General features: G+C 67.3%; 23 protein-coding genes. 5 read left to right on the top strand and 18 right to left on the bottom strand.

Annotation, left to right across the window (positions count from 1 at the left end; genetic code table 11):
• Positions 1-2: 2 nt before the first annotated feature.
• The 4 genes from HZS55_RS19415 to HZS55_RS19430 all read right to left on the bottom strand — a co-directional run bounded on the left by HZS55_RS19415 (position 3) and on the right by HZS55_RS19430 (position 3,021).
• Entirely contained in the window at positions 3-884 is an 882-nt protein-coding gene (locus tag HZS55_RS19415) for a ubiquinol-cytochrome c reductase iron-sulfur subunit (RefSeq protein WP_179909196.1), read from the bottom strand.
• A 2-nt stretch (positions 885-886) separates the two neighbouring features.
• Positions 887-1,276 carry a DUF7318 family protein gene (locus HZS55_RS19420; protein ID WP_179909197.1) on the bottom strand — a complete coding sequence of 130 codons (390 nt, stop codon included), beginning with the start codon at positions 1,274-1,276 and terminating at the stop codon, positions 887-889.
• Positions 1,276-1,938, bottom strand: coding sequence for a plastocyanin/azurin family copper-binding protein (locus HZS55_RS19425; RefSeq protein ID WP_179909198.1), 663 nt, complete (start codon positions 1,936-1,938; stop codon positions 1,276-1,278). The genes HZS55_RS19420 and HZS55_RS19425 overlap by 1 nt, the downstream gene beginning before the upstream one ends.
• Before the next feature lie 183 nt (positions 1,939-2,121).
• Complete coding sequence (locus HZS55_RS19430) at positions 2,122-3,021, bottom strand: DUF7319 domain-containing protein (protein ID WP_179909199.1); 900 nt, start codon at positions 3,019-3,021, stop codon at positions 2,122-2,124.
• Positions 3,022-3,352: 331 nt separating this feature from the next.
• On the opposite strand from HZS55_RS19430, the gene HZS55_RS19435 reads away from it, so the two are divergent.
• The 5 genes from HZS55_RS19435 to HZS55_RS19455 are packed head-to-tail and all read left to right on the top strand — an operon-like array spanning position 3,353 to position 6,920.
• Positions 3,353-3,751, top strand: a complete 399-nt coding sequence (locus HZS55_RS19435) for an ArsR/SmtB family transcription factor (RefSeq protein WP_179909200.1) — start codon at positions 3,353-3,355, stop codon at positions 3,749-3,751.
• Positions 3,744-4,907 (top strand): ACR3 family arsenite efflux transporter, encoded by a 1,164-nt coding sequence (gene arsB / locus HZS55_RS19440; protein ID WP_179909201.1) that lies wholly within the window; start codon positions 3,744-3,746, stop codon positions 4,905-4,907. Before HZS55_RS19435 ends, arsB begins: the two co-directional genes overlap by 8 nt.
• Before the next feature lie 3 nt (positions 4,908-4,910).
• Positions 4,911-5,357 carry a low molecular weight phosphatase family protein gene (locus HZS55_RS19445; protein ID WP_179909202.1) on the top strand — a complete coding sequence of 149 codons (447 nt, stop codon included), beginning with the start codon at positions 4,911-4,913 and terminating at the stop codon, positions 5,355-5,357.
• Positions 5,358-5,401: 44 nt separating this feature from the next.
• Positions 5,402-5,902 carry a DUF7321 family protein gene (locus HZS55_RS19450; protein WP_179909203.1) on the top strand — a complete coding sequence of 167 codons (501 nt, stop codon included), beginning with the start codon at positions 5,402-5,404 and terminating at the stop codon, positions 5,900-5,902.
• A 43-nt stretch (positions 5,903-5,945) separates the two neighbouring features.
• A complete protein-coding gene (locus tag HZS55_RS19455; RefSeq protein WP_179909204.1) occupies positions 5,946-6,920 on the top strand; it encodes a D-2-hydroxyacid dehydrogenase in 975 nt (324 codons plus the stop codon).
• 17 nt (positions 6,921-6,937) lie between these two features.
• On the opposite strand, the gene HZS55_RS19460 is transcribed toward HZS55_RS19455, so the two are convergent.
• The 14 genes from HZS55_RS19460 to HZS55_RS19525 form a co-directional block, all read right to left on the bottom strand.
• The gene (locus HZS55_RS19460; protein ID WP_179909205.1) at positions 6,938-7,327 is read right to left on the bottom strand and encodes a hypothetical protein; all 390 of its coding nucleotides are present in this window, start codon (positions 7,325-7,327) and stop codon (positions 6,938-6,940) included.
• Between the two features lie 78 nt (positions 7,328-7,405).
• Positions 7,406-8,557 (bottom strand): SPFH domain-containing protein, encoded by a 1,152-nt coding sequence (locus HZS55_RS19465; RefSeq protein WP_179909206.1) that lies wholly within the window; start codon positions 8,555-8,557, stop codon positions 7,406-7,408.
• 83 nt (positions 8,558-8,640) lie between these two features.
• On the bottom strand, positions 8,641-9,231 hold the full coding sequence (locus HZS55_RS19470) for a DUF6663 family protein (RefSeq protein ID WP_179909207.1): 591 nt from the start codon (positions 9,229-9,231) through the stop codon (positions 8,641-8,643).
• Between the two features lie 72 nt (positions 9,232-9,303).
• Positions 9,304-10,341 carry an aspartate-semialdehyde dehydrogenase gene (gene asd, locus HZS55_RS19475; RefSeq protein ID WP_179909208.1) on the bottom strand — a complete coding sequence of 346 codons (1,038 nt, stop codon included), beginning with the start codon at positions 10,339-10,341 and terminating at the stop codon, positions 9,304-9,306.
• Between the two features lie 139 nt (positions 10,342-10,480).
• Entirely contained in the window at positions 10,481-10,672 is a 192-nt protein-coding gene (locus HZS55_RS19480) for a 30S ribosomal protein S17e (RefSeq protein ID WP_006883661.1), read from the bottom strand.
• A 78-nt stretch (positions 10,673-10,750) separates the two neighbouring features.
• Entirely contained in the window at positions 10,751-11,467 is a 717-nt protein-coding gene (locus HZS55_RS19485; protein ID WP_179909209.1) for an SOS response-associated peptidase, read from the bottom strand.
• 51 nt (positions 11,468-11,518) lie between these two features.
• Positions 11,519-11,827: a hypothetical protein gene (locus HZS55_RS19490; protein ID WP_179909210.1), complete on the bottom strand. Its 309-nt coding sequence runs from the start codon at positions 11,825-11,827 to the stop codon at positions 11,519-11,521.
• Between the two features lie 385 nt (positions 11,828-12,212).
• Entirely contained in the window at positions 12,213-13,967 is a 1,755-nt protein-coding gene (gene flaJ / locus HZS55_RS19495) for an archaellar assembly protein FlaJ (RefSeq protein WP_179909211.1), read from the bottom strand.
• Positions 13,967-15,643: a type II/IV secretion system ATPase subunit gene (locus HZS55_RS19500; RefSeq protein ID WP_179909212.1), complete on the bottom strand. Its 1,677-nt coding sequence runs from the start codon at positions 15,641-15,643 to the stop codon at positions 13,967-13,969. The genes flaJ and HZS55_RS19500 overlap by 1 nt, the downstream gene beginning before the upstream one ends.
• A 24-nt stretch (positions 15,644-15,667) precedes the next feature.
• Entirely contained in the window at positions 15,668-16,429 is a 762-nt protein-coding gene (locus HZS55_RS19505) for an ATPase domain-containing protein (protein WP_179909213.1), read from the bottom strand.
• Complete coding sequence (locus HZS55_RS19510) at positions 16,426-16,887, bottom strand: CARDB domain-containing protein (protein WP_179909214.1); 462 nt, start codon at positions 16,885-16,887, stop codon at positions 16,426-16,428. The genes HZS55_RS19505 and HZS55_RS19510 overlap by 4 nt, the downstream gene beginning before the upstream one ends.
• A 66-nt stretch (positions 16,888-16,953) precedes the next feature.
• The gene (locus HZS55_RS19515; RefSeq protein ID WP_179909215.1) at positions 16,954-17,424 is read right to left on the bottom strand and encodes a flagellin; all 471 of its coding nucleotides are present in this window, start codon (positions 17,422-17,424) and stop codon (positions 16,954-16,956) included.
• Positions 17,424-17,855 carry a flagellin gene (locus HZS55_RS19520; RefSeq protein ID WP_179909216.1) on the bottom strand — a complete coding sequence of 144 codons (432 nt, stop codon included), beginning with the start codon at positions 17,853-17,855 and terminating at the stop codon, positions 17,424-17,426. The genes HZS55_RS19515 and HZS55_RS19520 overlap by 1 nt, the downstream gene beginning before the upstream one ends.
• Positions 17,839-19,509, bottom strand: coding sequence for a FlaD/FlaE family flagellar protein (locus HZS55_RS19525; RefSeq protein ID WP_179909217.1), 1,671 nt, complete (start codon positions 19,507-19,509; stop codon positions 17,839-17,841). The genes HZS55_RS19520 and HZS55_RS19525 overlap by 17 nt, the downstream gene beginning before the upstream one ends.
• Positions 19,510-19,662 lie beyond the last annotated feature (153 nt).

A 19,662-nucleotide genomic window follows, 5' to 3' on the forward strand; every position in this document is an offset into this window, starting at 1 on the left:
TGTTAGCTATCCGGTCGCGGGCGCGCGACGAATTGTACTTGTGTCGGGCTGAACGGGTCGTAGATCGACTGGTGGCACTGGCAGTACACGGCGTTCGACCCGCCGAAGTTCGCGCTCCCCGCCAACTGCTTGTACCCGGGGACACAGCAGAAGTGGGTACACTTGTTGATCCAGGCCATGAAGTCTTGGTCGGTCGCGGCGTCGATGAAGCTCCGGACGTTGCTCGGCAGGTTGCTGTACTCGCCCTCGCCGTTGGCCATCTTCGTAACCTCCGGCGAGCGCAGCACCTGCACCGGGAGCGTCTTCGCGCCCTCTGCCTGCGAGCGCCACGTGGCACTCGCGGGCTTGCCGAGGCCTGCCTGCCCGATCCCGTTGCCCCACTCCTCGTAGTCGTCGAACATGTCGACGGTGAAGATGGTGTCGCCATCGACATCCTGCTGCCACTCGTAGGCGGGCGGCGGGCTCTCCGACGCGCGCATGTAGTTGTCCGCTTCGGCCCCTGGCGTGACGCCCTGGTAGCCTTCGAGCCCGCAGTACTGGAACCACTGCGAGGAGTAGGTCGTCCCGCCCAGATCCATCTCCGCGACGGTCCGCTGGACGCCCTGAACCGTCTCGGTGCTGGCCTCGGGGAAGATCCCTTTGAGTTCGCCCGCGTCGTTCACTTCGACCGGGACGATCGGCATCCCCCGCGGCGCGGGGCCGTCCGTGTTCTCGATGGCCATGTACTGTGTCGGGCCACCGCCGCCGCCCGCCGCCGAGGTGACCGTGTTCACGGCGGCCGCGCCGCCGGTGCCCACGCTCGCCAGCGCGGCGCTGCCGACGACGCCTTTCACGAAGCGGCGTCGACCCGTCTCGCCCGGATACTTGTCTTCGTCGAGTGGCATTGTTATCGTTTGTAGTAGGGGTAGACAGCTCGTTTCACGCTCTCCAGCGGGTCGCCCTCCGCGAACGCCGTCCCGTCGACGTCCTCCTCGCGGATGTACAGGTCTTCCCACTTGCGGCGCCGTTTCTTGACGATCATCACGTCCGGCAGGAACTCCTTGCGGTAGACCATCAGGACGAACGCCAGGTCGACGAAGATGATAGCGAGGATACCGCCCAGATACATGTTCCCGAGCGGACTGTACCCCCAGCCGTTCACGAGACCGAACGTGAACAGGCCGACGAAGACGACCTCGACGATCGTCAACAGGACGATCGCGACCGCGGCCGCCGTGCTCTCGCGGGCCGGCTCGTATCGGTGGATGTCGCCGTAGGTGGATCCGGAGGAGGACATCAGTTGTTTCCTCCCTTGGCGTTGGGCGATTCACCGTACTTCAGCAGGAAGAACGTGAACAACAGCGAGACGACCATCATCACGATCGTCGAGATTCCGACGTAGTGCGGATGGAAGGGCACGCCCATGTGCTCGGGGTTGAGCGGCGTCTGCCCCCCGCCGCCGACCTCCTCGGTCTCGACGTCGCCGCCGACGGCGATCGCGCCTTTCATCCCCTGGCCCTCGTGGGGACCGCAGTAGTACGTGTACATCCCGTTGGTCTCCAGGGTGACCTCGTAGGTCTCGCCCGCGGCTATCGTCGCGAACTCGCCACCCTCGGTGCCGGCGAGACTGCCCCCGTCGGGCTGGCTGTTGGGCTTGACGTTGTGGCTCGATTCGACGAACTCGAAAATGACCGTCGTTCCGGGGTCGATCCAGGTCGTCGTCGGACCGTATCCGAAGCCGCTCGAACCGACGCCGACCTCGATAGTCACCTCAGAGTTCCCACGCAGGTCCTCGTATCCCGGGCCGTTCGCGTCGCTGACGTACGACGGCCACACGGGCTGGACGCTCCCGCCCCCGCCACCGCCCTCCTGTGCAGCGGCCGTTCCGGCCCCCGCGGCGACGGCGGACGCACCGCCCGCGGCACCGCCGGCGGTCCGCAGAAAGTCCCGTCTATTCATACAAACGATGGTCGGTACCGAATTTGTATAAACCCACCGAATACGCACGCAGGCGCGCGATTAGCCCGCCACAGCCGGGGATATTCGGGTCGTCGTCGTACCGACGCGCCCTGTCCGCGACCGTCCCCCTCGTCCGGCAGACGTTCGCCCGACGCGGTCGGCACGGGCGACGAGCGGTACCGCTCAGGAACCGTCGGTTCCGCCGTCGGCGCTCTCGGACGACCGCTCGTCCGGCCCATCGCCCGGGAGCCCGTCCGAGGCCTCGTCGGGGATCCCCGTCGCTCCCTCGGGAGTCGCTTCGTCGTCGGGGAGGAACTCCGGCCGCTCGCCCGGTTCGAGTTCCACCGCGCGGAGGCGGTTGCGGTACTCCTCGGCGCGGAACTTGTCCGACAGGCGGGCGTTGGCCACGACGCCGAACAGCAACACGCCGACCGCGAGGAAGACGACGCCGCCGAGCAGCATGGCGATGACGTTCAGCGAGCGCACCGACCCGCCCCCGGGCGGGGCGACCACGCCCAGACTGATCACGAGCCACCCGCCGATCAGCAGGAGGCCCGCGAGCACCTGGATCCCCGCGACGACCTGCAGCATCGTGTTGCCGAGTTCGCCGCTGCCCTCGGGCACCTCCTGCGGTTCGGGGAGCAGGTCCTCCGGCGGGGTCTCGGGCACGTCGTACGACTCCATCGACGCCAGCGCGACCGTCGGCTTCACGTCCCGGAGGACGGTGCCGTGGCCCTCGACGGACCCGTCGGCGTAGACGGTGGCGTACCCCTCGTCGGAGTAGGCGACCAGGCGGTCGTCCCGGCGCTCGACGCGGGCGAACACCTCGCGCTCGGCGACCCGCCGCTTGAGGTCGGCCTCGACGCGGTCGAGCAGCTCCCCGCCCGTGATCCACGACTCGTGGTCGAAGACCGCCTCCCACTCCTCGGAGGACATCGAGGCCATCTCGGCCGGGCCGAAGTCGTCGAAGTCGTACTCGGCTTCGACCCGCTCGCGCAGCGCCTCGATGGACTCGGCGTCCTCGCCGTCGGCACCCGACGCCTCGTCGGACCCGTCGACCCGTTCGTCGGCGGCGTCGCTCATTGCCGGAACTCGGTCCCCGAGGGGTAAAAGCGCCCCGACCCGCGGCCCGAGACGGTCTCGCAACCCCTCGTCGAACCGTCCGACCGTCATCGGGACCGTGTACGCCCGCACGTGCGAGAGACTCCGACGGTCACGGACGAACCGCGCAGCCCAGCTCCGAGAACGGGGGGACGAGGACCGGGCCGACCGCCCAATACAGTTGATTTTCTATTCAATAGTGTTTCTTCCGAGTGGCACGTCGCGAACTAGCATACTCATTAGAGACACCAAATCTGGACTATACACATCTCGACCGGAACAGTTAATTTACGTTTTGTTCAATCGACTAGCGATGGCACAAGCGACCGAACGGCTTCGCCGATACCTCGACGACGAGCTCGGCGAGTGCCGGAGCGAAGACGTCGAGCGGCGCCTCGACGAGCTCGGGACGCTCGAAGCGGCGCTCGGGACGGAACGGGTCGACGCCGAACTCGACGTGCTCTCGGCGCTCGCGAACGAGACGCGCTACACGCTCGTCCGCGTGCTCGTCGCCGCGGGCGAGGAGTTGTGCGTCTGCGAACTGAACGCGGTCGTCGACGTGAGCGAGAGCGGGCTCAGCCACGCCCTGTCGGCGCTGGTCGACGCGGGGCTCGTCGACGGCCGGAAGGACGGTCGCTGGAAGAAGTACCGCGCGACCAACCGCGCGGTCACGCTGGTCACGGTGCTGGAGGGGAGCGTGAGCGATGAGTAACGCCGAGGCCCACGCCCACGGCCCGGACTGCGACTGCGAGTCCTGTGGGGACCCGCGGTCGATGGACTTCCTCGACAAGTACCTCACCGTCTGGATCTTCGGCGCGATGGCCGTCGGCGTCGGACTGGGCTACGTCGCCCCGTCCGTGACCGGGCCGATCCAGGACCTGCACCTGGTCGAGATCGGGCTCGTCGCGATGATGTACCCGCCGCTGGCGAAGGCGGACTACTCGCGGCTCCCGACGGTGTTCCGCAACTGGCGGGTGCTGAGCCTGAGCCTCGTCCAGAACTGGCTGATCGGCCCGACGCTGATGTTCGGGCTCGCGGTCGTCTTCTTCGGCGGGCTCGTGCCGGGCCTGCCCGCGCGTCCGGACTTTTTCCTCGGGCTCGTGTTCATCGGGATGGCCCGCTGCATCGCGATGGTGCTCGTCTGGAACGAGCTCGCCGAGGGCTCGACCGAGTACGTCACCGGGCTGGTGGCGTTCAACAGCCTCTTCCAGATCGTCACCTACGGCGTGTACGTCTGGTTCTTCGCCCTGTTCCTGCCGCCGCTTTTGGGTATGGAGACGCTCGTCACCGGCATCTCGGCGTTCGACGTGACGCCGATGCAGGTGTTCGAGGCGATCGTCGTCTTCCTCGGGATCCCCTTCGCCGCCGGCTTCTGCACCCGATACGTCGGCACCCGAGCGAAGAGCGAGGCGTGGTACGAGGACCGCCTCGTCCCGCTGATCGACCCGTTGACGCTGATCGCGCTACTGTTCACCGTCGTCGTGATGTTCGCGACCCAGGGTGAGAACATCGTCGCCGCGCCCGCCGACGTGCTCCTCATCGCCGTCCCGCTGACGATCTACTTCGTCGTGATGTTCCTCGTCAGTTTCGCGATGGGCAAAGGGATCGGCGCCGACTACTCGACGACGACGGCGATCGGCTTCACCGCCGCGAGCAACAACTTCGAGCTGGCCATCGCGGTCGCCGTCGCCGTCTTCGGCGTCGGCTCCGGCGTGGCTTTCACGACAGTCGTGGGCCCGCTCATCGAAGTCCCGGTCCTGCTCGCCCTGGTCAACGTCGCACTGTACTTCCAGCGACGCCTCGACTGGGGAGCCGCCGCGACGGGAAGCACCGAACCGACCGACGACCGACCCGCGGCCAACGACTGACCGATGTCCACCGAACCAGACTCCACCGACCCGACCCGTATCGCATTCATGTGTGTCCAGAACGCCGGCCGCTCGCAGATGTCGACCGCGTTCGCCGAACGCGAGCGCGAGCGCCGCGGCCTCGACGACCGCGTCGAGATCCTGACCGGCGGCACCCACCCCGCCGAGCGCGTCCACGACGAAGTCGTCGACGTGATGGCCGAGGTCGGCTTTGACCTCTCCGACCGGACGCCACGGGAGATCACGACCGAGGAACTGCGCTCCTGTGACTACGTCGCCACCATGGGCTGTTCCACGCTCGACCTCGGCGACGCCGAGGACGACGTCGACGTGCGCGACTGGGCGCTCGACGACCCCGACGGCGAGGATCCAGAGCGCGTGCGGGAGATCCGCGACGAGATCGACGAGCGAGTCCGCGCGCTGTTCGACGAGGTCGACGCGAGCGAGTGACGGGTTTCGGCACGTTTTAGCGCGACTGGCCGAAAGCACCGATCATGGTCACGGACAGGGTGGTCGCGACGGTCGTACTGGTGGCCGTGACGGCGAGTTTCCCCTGTTTTTTCTACGGCGCCTGGTACATCATCGAGACCGAGCCGGTCACCTGGTCGGTGCTGATGCACCATCTGAAGTTCGTGGTGACGGGGCTGGTGTTGACGACGGTACCGATGCTGTTCTGGATGGCCCCGCGGCTGCTCGACCAGTTCGGGAGCTTCGCGATGGTCCACGCCTTCCTCGGTGCCCAGGCCTACGCCCTGCTCGCGTTCGGCTTCACGGGGATCGTCCGGATCTTCACCGCCAAGCGGCGCCACGACCTGTACAACGACTACGACGAGGACGTGCTGCTCGACGAGATCGGCGGCGACCGGATGAGCCACTGGCGCAGCCGCCTGCGGATCGGCGTGTTCGGCTACGTCATCTTCTGGGTGCTCGCCTACGGCGCCGGGCTCGCCCGCTACGTCCTCCGCTACGACGTGCTCGAACTCGTCGGGCTCTGAGACGGCAGCCGGTTTTTTGCCCGCAGCGGTCGATAGGGCGGACATGACAGCCGAGTCCACTCCCGACGCCCCCGAAGTGCTGGTGTTGCGACAGAACATCCACGGCATCCCGCCGAGCGAGTACGTCGACGCGCTGGCCGAGCGCCTGCCCGACCGCGAGGTGGGCTACGCCGCGACGCCCGACGAGGAGCGCGAACTGCTCCCGGGCGCCCGCGTCGTCGCCGGCTTCTCGATCGACGAGGCGGACCTCGACCGCGCGGAGAACCTGGAGCTGTTCGCCTGCTCGTTCGCCGGCGTCGACCACCTCCCCCTCGACGCCTTCCGCGAGCACGGCGTCGCCGTCACGAACGCCTCTGGCGTCCACGGCCCCAACATCGGCGAGTACGCCGTCGGCGCGATCCTCACGTTCACCCGCGAGTTCCTCGAATCGCGCCGGCGCCAGCGCCGGCGGGAGTGGCGCTCGCACCGAACGGGCGAACTCGCCGGGAGCACCGTCGCCGTCGTCGGGATGGGGCCCATCGGCGAGTCGGTCGTCCAGCGCCTCGGCGGGTTCGACGTCGACACCGTCGGCGTCCGATACACCCCCGAGAAGGGCGGGCCGACCGACGAGGTGTACGGCTACGAAGACATCGCCGAGGCGGTCGCCGACGCGGCCTACGTCGTGCTGGCCTGCCCGCTGACCGACGCGACCGAACACCTGATCGACGAGGCGGTGTTCGAGACGATGCCGACTGACGCCGTCCTCGTCAACGCCGCCCGCGGCGGCGTCGTCCACACCGGCGACCTGGTGGACGCGCTCCGGTCGAACTCGATCCGCGGCGCCGCGCTGGACGTGACCGACCCCGAGCCCCTCCCCGAGGACCACGAGCTGTGGACCTTCGAGAACGTCCTGATCACCCCGCACAACGCCGGCCACACCCCGAAGTACTTCCAGCGGCTGGCCGACATCGTCGCCGAGGCCGTGGCGAGCGCGGAGGAGCGCGGCGAGTGGAAAGGCCTGCCGAATCAGGTCGTCTGATCGGCTGTTTGGGCGAGCTAGAGGCCGTTTTCGGCCGTCGACTCGAGATAGCCGTCACGCGCTTCGACGACCAGATAGCCGAGCGCCACGGCGGCGGCGCCACCACGCAACACCGCGTCGGAGGTGACCGACCCGATCGATACCGGGTCGGTGAAGAAGGCGAGGGCGGCCAGCGACAGGACGGCCGCGACGGCGGCGACGAACCGCCACCGCGAGGCGACGGGGACCAGCCCGTCCTCGCCGCGCCAGGCGAGATACAGGTGCGCGCCCGCGAAGATAGCACCGTTGTAGGCGGCGAACGCGACGGCCATCACTGCAGGGTCGGCGGGCAGCCACAGCACCGCCGTCAGGCCGACCATCGCGAGGGCGACGACCGTCAGATGGACGGTCGTGTCTCTGGAGACCATACTCGCCCCTCGTTCGGCGGTCGAATAAACCTTGAGGGGATCGCGCGGCGTCGCCGACAGCGGGTCTCGGTCCCGCGACTACTCCCGTTCCTCGACCGGTTCGGACCTGCTGGCCCGCGCGTCGTCCCCTTCCTTGATGGCTCGCGCCTCCTCCTCCATCGCGTCGATATCGACCTGCGCTTCCTCGTCGATCTCCCCGATGATCTCGGCGATGTTGTCGAGACCGATAAGCTCGCGCGTCTCGGCGTCGAAGTCGAGGCTGTCGAGCGACCCGTCGCCGTCGACCGCGGTCGTCCCGCTCACGTCGCTGCCCGAGAGGTGCTTGCCGTACCGGCCGACGAGCGAAGTGAGCTCCTGGGGCATGACGAACGTCGTCGACTCGCCCTGGCCGATGTTCTCCAGGGTCTCCATCCCCTTGTCGACGATGGCGCGTTCGCCCATCGACTCGGCGGATTTCGCGCGCAGCACCGTCGAGATGGCGTCACCCTGCGCTTCGAGGATCTGCGACTGCTTGGCCCCCTGTGCGCGGACGATGTCGGACTGTTTCGCGCCCTGTGCCTGCTCGATGGCCGAGCGCCGCTCGCCCTGCGCTTCGAGGATCATCGCCCGGCGCTTGCGCTCGGCGGAGGTCTGCTGTTCCATCGCCTGTTTGACCCCCGCGGCGGGGTTGACCTCGCGGACCTCGACGCTCTCGACGCGGATCCCCCACTCGTCGGTGGGTTCGTCCAGTTCCTCGCGGATGCGCTCGTTTATCATCTCCCGCCGGGAGAGCGTGTCGTCCAGTTCCATGTCGCCCAGCACCGCCCGCAGCGTCGTCTGGGCGAGGTTCGAGACGGCCCGCTTGTACTCCTCGACCTCCAGAAATGCCTTCTTGGCGTCCATGACGCGGACGTAGATGACCGCGTCGGCGGTCACCGGCGAGTTGTCGCGGGTGATGGCCTCCTGCTGGGGTACGTCGATGGTCTGGGTCCGCAGATCGAAGGGGTACGTGCGGCTGACGAACGGCGGGATGACGTGGATCCCGGGCTCCAGCAGCTCCCGGAACTCGCCGAAGACCGTCAGCGCCTCCTTCTCGTAGGCCTCGACGATCTCGACCGCCGAGTACACCGCGGCGATGGCGATCAGGAGGAGCAGTCCGCCGACTATCGTCAGCGGCGAGAGGCCCGGCAGCGACTGGAGGGGCGGTGTGGACGAGCCCGCGAGGGCGGCCACCACGGACAGGATGCTCATACGCGTGCTAGGGCGTTGCAGACTGATAAGGTATCGCACCGGCGGGCGCTCGCGGCCCGCGCGCTCGCGCTCCACTCGGTCGCTCAGACCAGCGGTTCGTCGGGGCGGTCGCGCTCGTAGGTCTCCCGCATCGTCTCGGCGAAGCGCCCGGCCTTCGAGAGGGTGATCGTGACGACGGTGAACGCGCCGTCGACGGGGTCGAGGACGAACACCTCCCGCGATTCGGGCTCGTCCGGACCGTCGTTGACCCGGTCGACCAGCGGTTCGACCGGCCGAGCGCCGGTGCGGAACTCGTCGAATATCGAGGGCTGGCCCGAGTCGGCGAAGACGTAACAGACGCCGTTGACCGCGTTGTCGGTGTTGTAGGTCTGGGTGGCGTTCATGCCGTCGCCGGCCGCGCGCGTCTCCTCCCAGAGGCTCTCCGCGACCTCGAAGACGGGGTCGGCGTCGGCGACGTAGGTGTACAGCGTCGGCCGCTGGACCGAGAGCGTCCGGACCGCGGGCTCCTCGGATCCCCAGTCCAGCCCGGCGTCGACGAGGTAGCCGGGGTGCAGGTCCGCGACGGGCGCGTCGTGACCGTCGCGGCGGACGGCGACCGTCTCGTAGGTCTCGCGGTCGAGAAAGCGCCACGTCTCCTCGTCGCCGGGCAACACGCGGTAGGTCCCCTCGTCCATACAGACGATAGGTGAACGGACGGGAAAACGTCGTCTATCTTCGGCGGAGCGACGCCGGACGGAACCGGCGCCTTACAGGTAGCCGCTGTCGACCAGCAGTTCGCCGTTCAGCACGCTGGCGCCGGCGGCGCCGCGCAGGGTGTTGTGGGCGAGGCAGTTGAACTGCAGGCCGTGGGTGGTCTCCTGGACGCCGCCGACGGAGACGGTCATGCCGTCGCCGAGGTTGCGGTCCATGCGGGGCTGGGGTCGGTCGGGCTCGTCGAACACCTCGATGAGCTGGTCGGGCGAACTCGGGAGGTCGAGCGAGGGGTACGCTTCCAGGGCCTCCTCGGCTTCCGAGGGCGACAGCTCCTCCTCGGTGTCGGCCCAGACGTTCTCCAGGTGGCCGTCGATGGTCGGGATGCGGTTACAGGAGGCGGCCACGTCGGCGTCGTGCCAGTGGACCTCGGCGCCGTCGAACTCGCCGAGCAGCTTCCGGGACTCGGTCTCCATCTTCTTCTCCTCCTTGCCGATGTGGGGGATGGCGTTGTCGATGATCTCCATCGAGGAGACGCCGGAGTAGCCGGCGCCCGAGACCGCCTGCAGCGTGGCGACCTCGATGCGTTCGAGCGTGGCGGCCTCGTCGAGGGCGGCCAGCGGCGGCACCATCGTGATCGTCGAGCAGTTGGGGTTCTTGATGAGCGCGCCGTCCCAGCCGCGCTCGTCGCGCTGGACCTCGATGAGGTCCATGTGGTCGGCGTTGACCTCCGGGATGACCAGCGGCACGTCGTCGTCCGACCGGGCGTTCGAGGAGTTCGAGGAGACGATATAGCCCGCCTCGCAGAAGTCGGGTTCGACCGCCTCGCCGACGCTGGAGGGCAGCGACGAGAAGATCAGGTCCACGTCGTCCGGGACCACGTCGGGCTCGGTCGCGAGGACCTCCGTCTCGGCCACATCGTCGGGGATCGGCATGTCGATGCGCCACTTGCTCGCATCGCGGTAGCTCTTGCCGACGCTGGACTCGCTTGCGGTGAGCGCTTCGATCTCGAAGTCGGGGTTCGGGTCGATGAGCTGGATGAGTCGCTGTCCCACCGCGCCGGTCGCACCGAGGATGCCTACGCTGACAGTCATTGTTCCGGGATAGAGTCACGCCCATTCAAAACTGTTTGGATACGACTACCACGGTCAGGGTCTATCATCCGCAATCCCGGAGACGGCGCGGCCGTCGCTCGGGGACGTCGAAGACAGAACAGAGAGAACGGAGCGCCGCTTACGCCTCGACGGGCTGGCCCTGCTTGCGGGTGACGTAGCCGGCGATGCGGTTCCGGACGCCCTTCGACTCGACGTTCGTGAGTTCGGCGACGACTTCCTTGTTGTGCTCGAAGTCCTGGCCGAAGGCGTTCGGATACCGCTCCATCAGCAGCGTCCCGGTCTTCTTGACGTAGGCGGGTTTGATAGCCATACCGACCCGTTGTCCGGTCGCGCCCTAAAAGGATTCGAATCGTGGCGCTCCGGAACCGCCGGCAGGGCCGAAGTCGGATCAGCCGCCGACTTCGACTTCTTCGAGCACCGCGGGCGTGTCGTTGGCGGGGTCGTTGACCGCCGTCGAGACGGGATAGGTTCGCATGGCCTCGGCGGGATAGGGGTCCAGCAGGGCCTCGGCCGCGTCGGCGTCGCCGGTGAGCCATCGCTCCTCCTCGTCCAGGTCTAGGATCACCGCCATCCGGTGGTGCAGGTCGGCGATCGTCTCGTTCGGTTCGGTGGTGATCACGGTGAACGTCTCCACCGGGTCGGGGTCGCTGTCGGGCTCGGACCCGCCGCCGAAGTCGGCGAGTCCGGTCTGGGTCTGGGGCGGCGTCCAGCGCTCGTATAGCCCCGCCATCGCGAACAGTTCGTCGTCGCCGACGGTGACGCGGTACGGTTGCTTGCCGCTCGCCCCGCCCAGATCGGTCCACTCGTAGAACCCGTCGGCGGGGACGAGGCATCTGCGGGACTCGTAGGCGTCGGCGAAGCTGCGTTTCTCTCGTACTGTCTCCGCGCGTGCGTTGATGAACTCGAACTCCGAGCGGTCGTCGGCCCACGAGGGGACGAGTCCCCACTCCATGCGCTGGACGGTCTCGGGCTCGTCGCCCGTGATAACCGGGAGCGACTGGCTCGGCGCGGCGTTGTACCGCGGTTCGAACTCGAAGTCGAACGTCGCGCCGAAGCGTTCCTCGACGTCGTCGGGCGGCGCGAAGAGACTGTAGCGGCCACACATGGCACCCGCTACGAGCGCCACCGATAAAACGGCACAGTCACGCGGGTCCGGTCAGTCCTCGAACAGCGCTGCGGCGAGGATGTTGGCGTCGGCGACGACCTTGAACGCCGCGCCGACGACGCCGCCGAAGAAGAACGTCGCGCCGACGAGGACGATCCCCAGCCCGATGATCTGGCGGACGATCTCCGCGAGCCCGCCGATGAACTGCGGATTGACGAACATCGAGAGGCCGATCGGCAGCAGCAGCGTCCCGACGAGATAGAGGATGATGAGCCGACGCATCTCCGGGTGGAGCGCGTAGGCCACCGCGGAGTCGAAGTCGACGGGCGAGCGCGCGAGCGTGTCTTCCGGTTCTGCCATGGGCGGTCGTCGACTGGGTGCCGGATAGTTGTAGGGGGCCGTTCAGGGCGGTCGCGGTGCGGTGACGGTCGCGGTGCGGTGGCGGTCGCGGTGCGGTGGCGGTCGCGGTGCGGTGGCGGTCGCGGTGCAGGGCGGTGGCCGGGAGGCCGTCTCGTCGGCCGACCCGGGGACAGGCAGGTTCGCCACCGAGCATCCGCGCCGCAGGCGCGGTTCACCGGACGCGAGGGAGCGCAGCGACCGAGTCGTCCGGCCTGTCTCGTGAGCGGAGCGAACGAGACCTCGTCAGAGCTTGCTCTGACGGTGTTTTCCCCAAGTTTTTTCGGCGGAGGATCCCCGCAGCGCGCCTCCGGCGCGCGAGGAGCTCTCCGCCGAAAAAAGTGGGTCTCTAGATGGCGAGGAACTGCGTCACCAGCCACTTCGTCATGACGGCGGTGATCGAGCCGAGCCAGGTCAGGGCGACGAAGTGGACGTAAGTGTTGATCTTGTGGCCGCCGTCGACGGTGCGGACCATCAGCGCCGACAGCATGGCGCCGAACATGATGATGACGATCAGCAGGAACTCGATGAGCGGGATGTTGTACACCTCGGTGTTGATGAGGCTGCCCACGTCGAAGTTCTCGGTCCCGCTCTGGAGGTCGAGGCTCATCGAGGCGAGGATGTTGACGACCTGGAGGCCGATGAAGAAGGCGAACGTCGAGGCGGCGGTGATCCCGTAGAGGAGGCCGACGAGGGTGGTCGTGGCCTGGGTGCGACGCTGGCGGAGCTGCTGGACCTCCATCATGTTCTCGGAGATGAGCTCGCCCAACAGTTTGGGGTCGCCGCCCATCTCGCGGCCGATGAGGTACATCTCGGAGAACTTCTGGATGAGCGAGGAGCGACACTCGGCGGTGAAGTGGCGCCAGGCCTGGGTCGTCTCGATGCGCATGTTCAGCCGCTTGTAGAGGTTGTCCACGTCGTCGGTCAACGGCCCGAAGTCCTTCTTGCGGAGCGACTCCAGGACCGTCGAGGTGGTCGACTGCTTTGCGCCCTCGGTCGCGCCGAGCGCGCGGATGAAGCTGGGGTATTCCTCGTCTCTGGCCTTGATCTTCTTCTCCTCGGCGTTGACGACGAGGCCGGGGATCAGGAGAGGGAGGATCGGGATGGCGGCGTAGAACGGCAGCGGCAGCGGGTCCACGAAGAAGACCACGTCGTCCAGCGTGACCGGGGAGATGCCGAGCATGCCGACCAGCGAGAACGCCAGCAGGCCGCCAGAGAGGGCCGTACCGGCGATCGTGGCGTTGCGGATCTTGCCCTCGACGGGGGAGGGTTTGTCCTCGGGGTGGTACCACAGCGGGTCGTGGGGCGCCATCGAGCGGATGGCGAGGTAGAAGCCCGACTGGACGAACACGTAGAGGACGATGACGGCGCTGACGGTCATCGTCGGGTTGGTGCCGGTGAGCACCGGGAGGACGACGGCGAACACCAGCGCGAAGGTCATCGAGAGGATCATCGAGAGGTACAGGTCCTTCATGACCTCCAGGTTGTCGAGCGTCCCCTGGTAGACGGTCTTGTAGTTGGCGATGATCTGGTCCTGTTCGGAGACGAGGTAGTCGTCTAACGCCTGGCCGGCCCCGAGGGTGTAGCTGAGGCGGTCGAAGAAGTCGGAGACGGCGTCGCTGGGGACCTGTTTGGCGCGGCGGCGGCAGGCGTCGTCTAAGCTCAGGTTCCACGTGTCGACGAGTTCGACGACGCGGCCGATCTCGGCGGCCATCTCGCCGTACTGGTCCTGTTTCGCCAGCTGGCGGAACACCTCGATCCGGTCGATGTTCGTCGTCGCCAGCACCGTCATGTGGGTGACGACGAGGTGGAACTGGTTGTTGAGCTCGCTCTTGCGCTGGGAGAGCAGGATCTTCGGATAGAAGACGGCCGACGCGAGCATCAGGAAGCCCAGCAGCGGGATCGGCGCACGGATCATCAGCGCGACGTCGAGCAGGAGCGCGACGCCGACGGTGGCGACGAAGAAGACGGCCGACGGGGCGAGGATGACGCCGAGGTACCGGTTCAGCGGCATCGGCATCTGCTCGTAGGCGTCGACGAGCCCTGCGAGGGCGGAGGTGAGCGTGAGTTCGACGGTCCCGGCGGATTCGTCTGCCGACGCCATCACTCGGTCCTGTGGATGTCGAAGGGGAGGCCTTCCACGCCGTCGCGCTGGAAGTCCTCGATCAGCTCGTTGACCTCGTGGTACCCCAGGATACCCTCCTGGATGGCGCGCTCGATGACGCTCGCCCGGAAGTTGAGGTCGTCGTAGATGTCCCGGGTGTCCTCGTACCCCAGCAGGGTCGCGATCTGCTCCTCGAGGACGAACGAGTTGTTCATGCCCTGGAAGACGATATCGTCCTCGACGGGGTCCCAGTAGAAGCTCTGGCGGGTGACGACACCGTCCATCTCCTTGGAGTAGCCCTCGATCTCCTGGACCGAGGTGACCCGACGCAAGACATCGTCACCCTGCTTGACGCGGTTCTGGAACAGCGCCACGTCGGCCACGTCCATGAACGTCTCCGGGACGTTGATCGGTTCGCCGGTGAACCGCTGGATCATCGAGACGATGTCGCTCGCGTGGAAGGTCAGCATCACCGGGTGGCCGGTCTGGGCGGCCTGGAAGGCCATCCGCCCCTCCTCGCCGCGGACCTCACCGACGATGATGTAGTCGGGGCGCGAACGGAGCGCGGCCGCGACGAGGTCGAACATGTCGACGCTGGAGGCCTCGTCCTCGCCCTCTCTGGTCAGGAGCTTCTGCCAGGTGTCGTGGGGCGGCAGGACCTCGGCGGTGTCCTCCGCGGTGTAGATCTTGGCGTCGCGGGGGATGAACGCCATGATGGAATTGAGGGTGGTGGTCTTCCCCGACGCCGTCTCCCCGACGACGAAGACGGTCTGCTCGTTCTCCAGGCAGAGCCAGAGATAGGCGGCGAGCTGCGGGGAAAGCGTCCCCCACTTCGTAATCTGGAAGATCGACAGGGGTACGTCGTCGCCCTGACGGATGGTCAGCGAGGGGCCCTTGACGGACACGTCGTCGGAGTAGATGAGGTTCAGACGCGAGCCGTCCGGAAGCGTGGAGTCGACGATGGGGTCGCTGTCGGAGACGGGGTCGCCGATGCGCTCGCCCATGTTCTTGAGCCACTGGTCGTACTCCTCGGGGGTGCCGAAGTCGACGGTCGTCGAGAGCATCCCGTAGACGGAGTGGTCGACGTGGCACTCGTGGGGGCCGATGACGTGGATGTCCTCGTTGGCGGGGTCGCGCATCACCGGTTCGAGCGGGCCGAGCCCGACGATGTCCCGGTTCAGTCGGTAGAGGATGTTCTCGTAGGTCGACTCGGTGACCTCGACCTTCCCGAGGTTCGAGAGCTTGTTGAACCGCGAGAGGACGCCGCTCTCGTCGCTGGCGCCGCCCGTGACGTTGGTGGACTCCTGGAGCAGTTCCTCGATGCGGTCGTCGTACTCCGTGTCGCTGGTGGGGGCGGGCTTGTTGACGGACTTCTGGAGGAGCTTGTTGCGCACCTGCTCGAAGACGACCGACTCCTCGTCGTCGAGTTCCGGCTCGATGGCGTAGTACTTCATGTCCTGGCCGATGTCGCCGTAGATGTGACAGAAGATCGGCCCGCCGACGGGGTAGAGGACGTTCGGCCGATTGGACTCGTAGTCGTCGTCGGCCTCTTCGATGAACGTGGGGAACTCCCCCGTGATCTGCTTGAACTTCTTCAGGTGGTCCATCAGGTGCGGACGGCGCGATGCCACCTGTCTGAGTTCGTCCGAGGGCTTGGGTCGTCCGTGGTCTGTCATGGCTGTGCTTGTCTCCGTGGTGGGTCAGGCGACGCTGCGCGATTCGACCACGATGCCGGTACCCGACCGCACCGAGTACCCGATGGTGTCCCCGACCTGCTCGCCCATACCGGCGAACCGGAGGACGCTGATCTGGCGGCGCACGTCGTTGCCGACCTCGATCATCTCCAGTTCGAGGAACACGTCGGCGATGGCCCGGAAGGGGCCGATCGCCTCCTCGTCGAGCGTCGAGGGGTCGACGGTCAGCATGATGACCTTCCCCTGGGAGATGATGTCCCGGAAGAAGGAGATGATCTCCAGAGCGGCCTGGCGCTCGTCGTTCTGGCGGACCAGCGCCTCGAACTTTGGGTCGTTGCGGAGGATGGCGTCGAAGGTGTCGATGATGACGACTTCCGAGTCCCACATCACCTCGGCCTCCATCAGCCGCTTGAGCAGCTCCTTGCGGTCGCCCTCCTCCTCCTGGCCGGAGAAGGTGTTCCCGTCGCCGATGTCGGCGTGGAGGAACAGCATGTCCTCGTCGAGGAGGTGCTCGACCATGCCGTAGTCCAGCGAGTGCATCTGGTCGAGGAAGCTCCCGACCGTGAGCTCGGTCGAGAGCATCGTCACCGAGTGGTCCTCCTCGCAGAGGCCGTAGGCGAAGCGCTGGCTGATCGCGGACTTGCCTGCGCCGTAGTCGCCCTCGACGAGGACGATGCTGCCGGGCGGGATACCGCCGCCCAGCTCCTTGTTGATCCGGTCGCGCTCCTTCAGTCCCAGTGAGAACAGATCGTTGGTCGCGATGCTCATGTGCGGAACTCGAACACCTCCTCGTCGCCGTTGACGACCACCTTCACGCGGTGGTCGGTGTTCAGGTCGAGCGGGTCGTCGGTCCGGTCGATCACGACTTTCAGGACCGACCCGGGCCGCCAGTTGGGCCCCTCGCCGTACAGCGACACGTTCACGTCCGTCTCGAACTGCCCGTTGACGAAGACGTTGACCGCGCTCGGCTCGGCCGGTAACGTCTCCGAGCCCGTGTTCTTGACGTGAAGCGTGACGTTGTCCGTGACATCGTCGTAGACGTTCGCCGACCCGCTGTCGCTGATGATCTCCACGTCGGTGCGCACGTCCTGGCTCACCTGCAGTCCCTGGTCGTCGATGGCGTTGCTCAGCTGACCGACCGTGTCGGTGAACACGCCGGCGACGCTGGCGGCGACCAGCATCGACGCGATGAACAGGATCATGTGCGACACCGAGACGCTAGCCACGGTGGACCACCTCCGCGCGGGCGGCGCGGGTCGCCAGGCGGGCGCGGCCGGCCACGAGTGAATCGCTCACGAACACGCGGCGGTCACCCCCCGCGTGGCGGCGACGCCGGGGCCGGAGACGACCTTGACCGACCGCGGCGCCGCGTCGAGGCCGGACTCCTCGACGGTGAGCCGCTCGCCGGGGAGCCACAGGTCCGTCCCCGGTTCCGACCCGTTGGCCGCGCCGTCGACGACGGCTCCCTCGGCCCAGCCGGTCCGGTAGCCGTTCCCCAGCAGCAGGTCGGTGTCGCTCAACAGCAGCTTCGTCGACCCGGTGTTGTTGATCTCGACTCGGACGCCGCAGGACGGGGTCGAGAACACGCTCAGTCCCGTGATCTCGATGTCGGAGTCGGCGATCCGGTCGGCGCGGTCCTGGGCGGCGCTGCGCGCGTCGTGGAGGCGCTCGCCGGCGTTGGAGACGCTGCCGTAGTACGCCGACAGGGCGATGAACAGCCCCAGCAGGATCACGACCAGCGACCCGCTGACGGAGAAGCCCATCAGACGACCACCTCCGTGTCGGAGACGCCGGCCTCGGTCGCGAGTTTGACGCGACCGGGCGTTCCTTCCGGGGGGACCTCGATAGCGAGTCGCTCACCGGGGAGCCACAGGTACGTCCCCGCGTCGCCGTCGACGGTGGCGTTCGCTCGCCAGCCGGTCCGGTACTCGTTGTCGACCAGCAGATCCGTCTCGTTGAGCGACAGCGCCGTCGACCCGGTGTTGGTCGCCTCGACGGTCAGATCGCCCTCCGCGGTGGACGCCGAATCGATGTCGACCGCCGTGTTCTTCTGGTCGAGCAGTCCGTCCGACCGGTCGCTCTGGGCCTCCGAGACCCGTTCGAAGCTGTTGGCGGCGGCGGAGTGCCACATGCCGAACGCGATGAGCAGGCCGGCGAAGATCAACGCCGCGGACCCGCTAACGCTGAAGCCCATCGGCTCCACCTCCCCGAGATCCCGCGAGTTTCGAGAGCGCGACGGCCTCGGCGGCGTCGCCGTCGAGCTGGCTGATGTATCGCAGGCTCTGGGTGTGGTGGTCGATCGTCAGTCCGCCCTCCTCACCCGAGCCGTCGAACCCGCGCAGGTACGCCTGCAGGTCCTCGGCGACCGGCTCGGCCACCCAGTCGATCCGCTCGTAGTAGTCGATGGCCCGCGCCGTCTCGCGGACGCCCACCCGGTCGACGAGGTACTCCAGCCACTCGACGACCACGAGTTCGCTCGCGATCCCCTCCGGCATCGTCGTCAGGTACGGCTTGCCGTCGGTGTCCGCTCCGTCGGTCGAAGCGTCGGCCGCCGACCGGGCAGCCGCGTCGGCCGCCCCGTCCGCGGCGTCGGCCGCCGGCTCGGACTCGGGCTCCGGGTCCGGCCCGGTCGCGTCGTCCGCGGTCGGCTCCGGCTCCGCGTCGGGTTCGGTGTCCGTCTCGACCTCGTCACCGATCCCGTCCATCTCGTCGTCGATCCCGTCGTCCTCGATGACCTCGTCGAAGAGGTCGTCGTCGGCCATGTCGCCGCCGTCCTCGCTGTCGTCGAGGAGGTCGTCGTCGGCCATGTCGCCGCCGTCCTCGCTGTCGTCGAGGAGGTCGTCGGCGTCTCCCAGGTCGTCCTCGAGCGAGTCCTCGCCCGGATCGTCTCCGGGTTCGCCCTCCAGTTCGTCGGCCCACTCGGCGTCGCCGGACTCGTACTCGTCTTTCAGTTCCGCGAAGGACTTGCCGCCCTCCCCGTCGGATGCGTCGCTCATGTCGTCGTTTCCTCCGTCGTCCGCGTCGTCGAAGTCGTCGTCCAGGCCGTCCGTCTCGTCGTCGAGGTCGTCCATCCCGCCGAACTCGTCGTCGTCCAGCGCGTCGTCGTCGAACGTCCCGCCGTCGTCCTCGAACGGGTCCAGGTCGTCGCCGTCACCGCCCATCACGTCGTCGACGCCGTCATCGGAGGGGCCCTCGTCCTCGACGAGGTCTTCGTCGAAGAAGCCCTCCGCGTCGGCGTTGGCGATCTCGTCGTCCAGGTCCTCGTCGTCGTCGTCGCCGTCGTCGCCGTCGTCGAAGAGGCCGAAGTTCCCGCCGCCGCCGGCGCCGCCCATCCCGCCGGGCTCCATGTCGTCGGCGAAGGGGTTGACGCCGCGGGTGACCATCTCGTAGATGTCCAGCAGCTTCCGGACGTTCTCCTCGACATCGTCGACGGTCTCGGCGATCTGCTCGTTCTCGTTGCGGACGGTGTTGACCGTCGAGGAGAGGCTCCCGACCTCGGTCTCCAGCTCGTCGAGGCGGTGTTCGAGTTCGTCCGTGTCCGCGCCGCCGCCGCCGTCGTCCATGTCGCCGAACTCGTCGCCGCCGAACTCGCCGAACTCGTCGCCGCCGTCGTCGTCGTCGAGGCCGCCGAAGCCGCCCAGCTCGTCGTCGTCACCGTCCTCGGCCATCAGCCCGCCGTCGGCCATGCTCTCGTCGTCCTCGCCGTCCCCGTCGTCGTCGCCGAAGATGTCGATCATCTGTCGGATACTCATCCCGAGGACGCCGCTGGTCAACACGACCAACAGCGCGGGGAGCGCATCCGACGCGCCCGGCGCGACCGGGCCCAACGACTGAGCGACGGGACTCATTACGTCGGTAAGTCCGCTCTAACACCCTTCAATGTATCGTTTCTAGTATCATTACTGATAATAGATGGGTTAATTCGAGGCTACCGACGTTGAACTAACGACGAGCGAGCGGAAAGAAACGTCGGACGTAAATTTCGTCTCGAAAACGGTGAA

Source organism: Halosimplex rubrum (assembly GCF_013415885.1).
Classification (GTDB): domain Archaea; phylum Halobacteriota; class Halobacteria; order Halobacteriales; family Haloarculaceae; genus Halosimplex; species Halosimplex rubrum.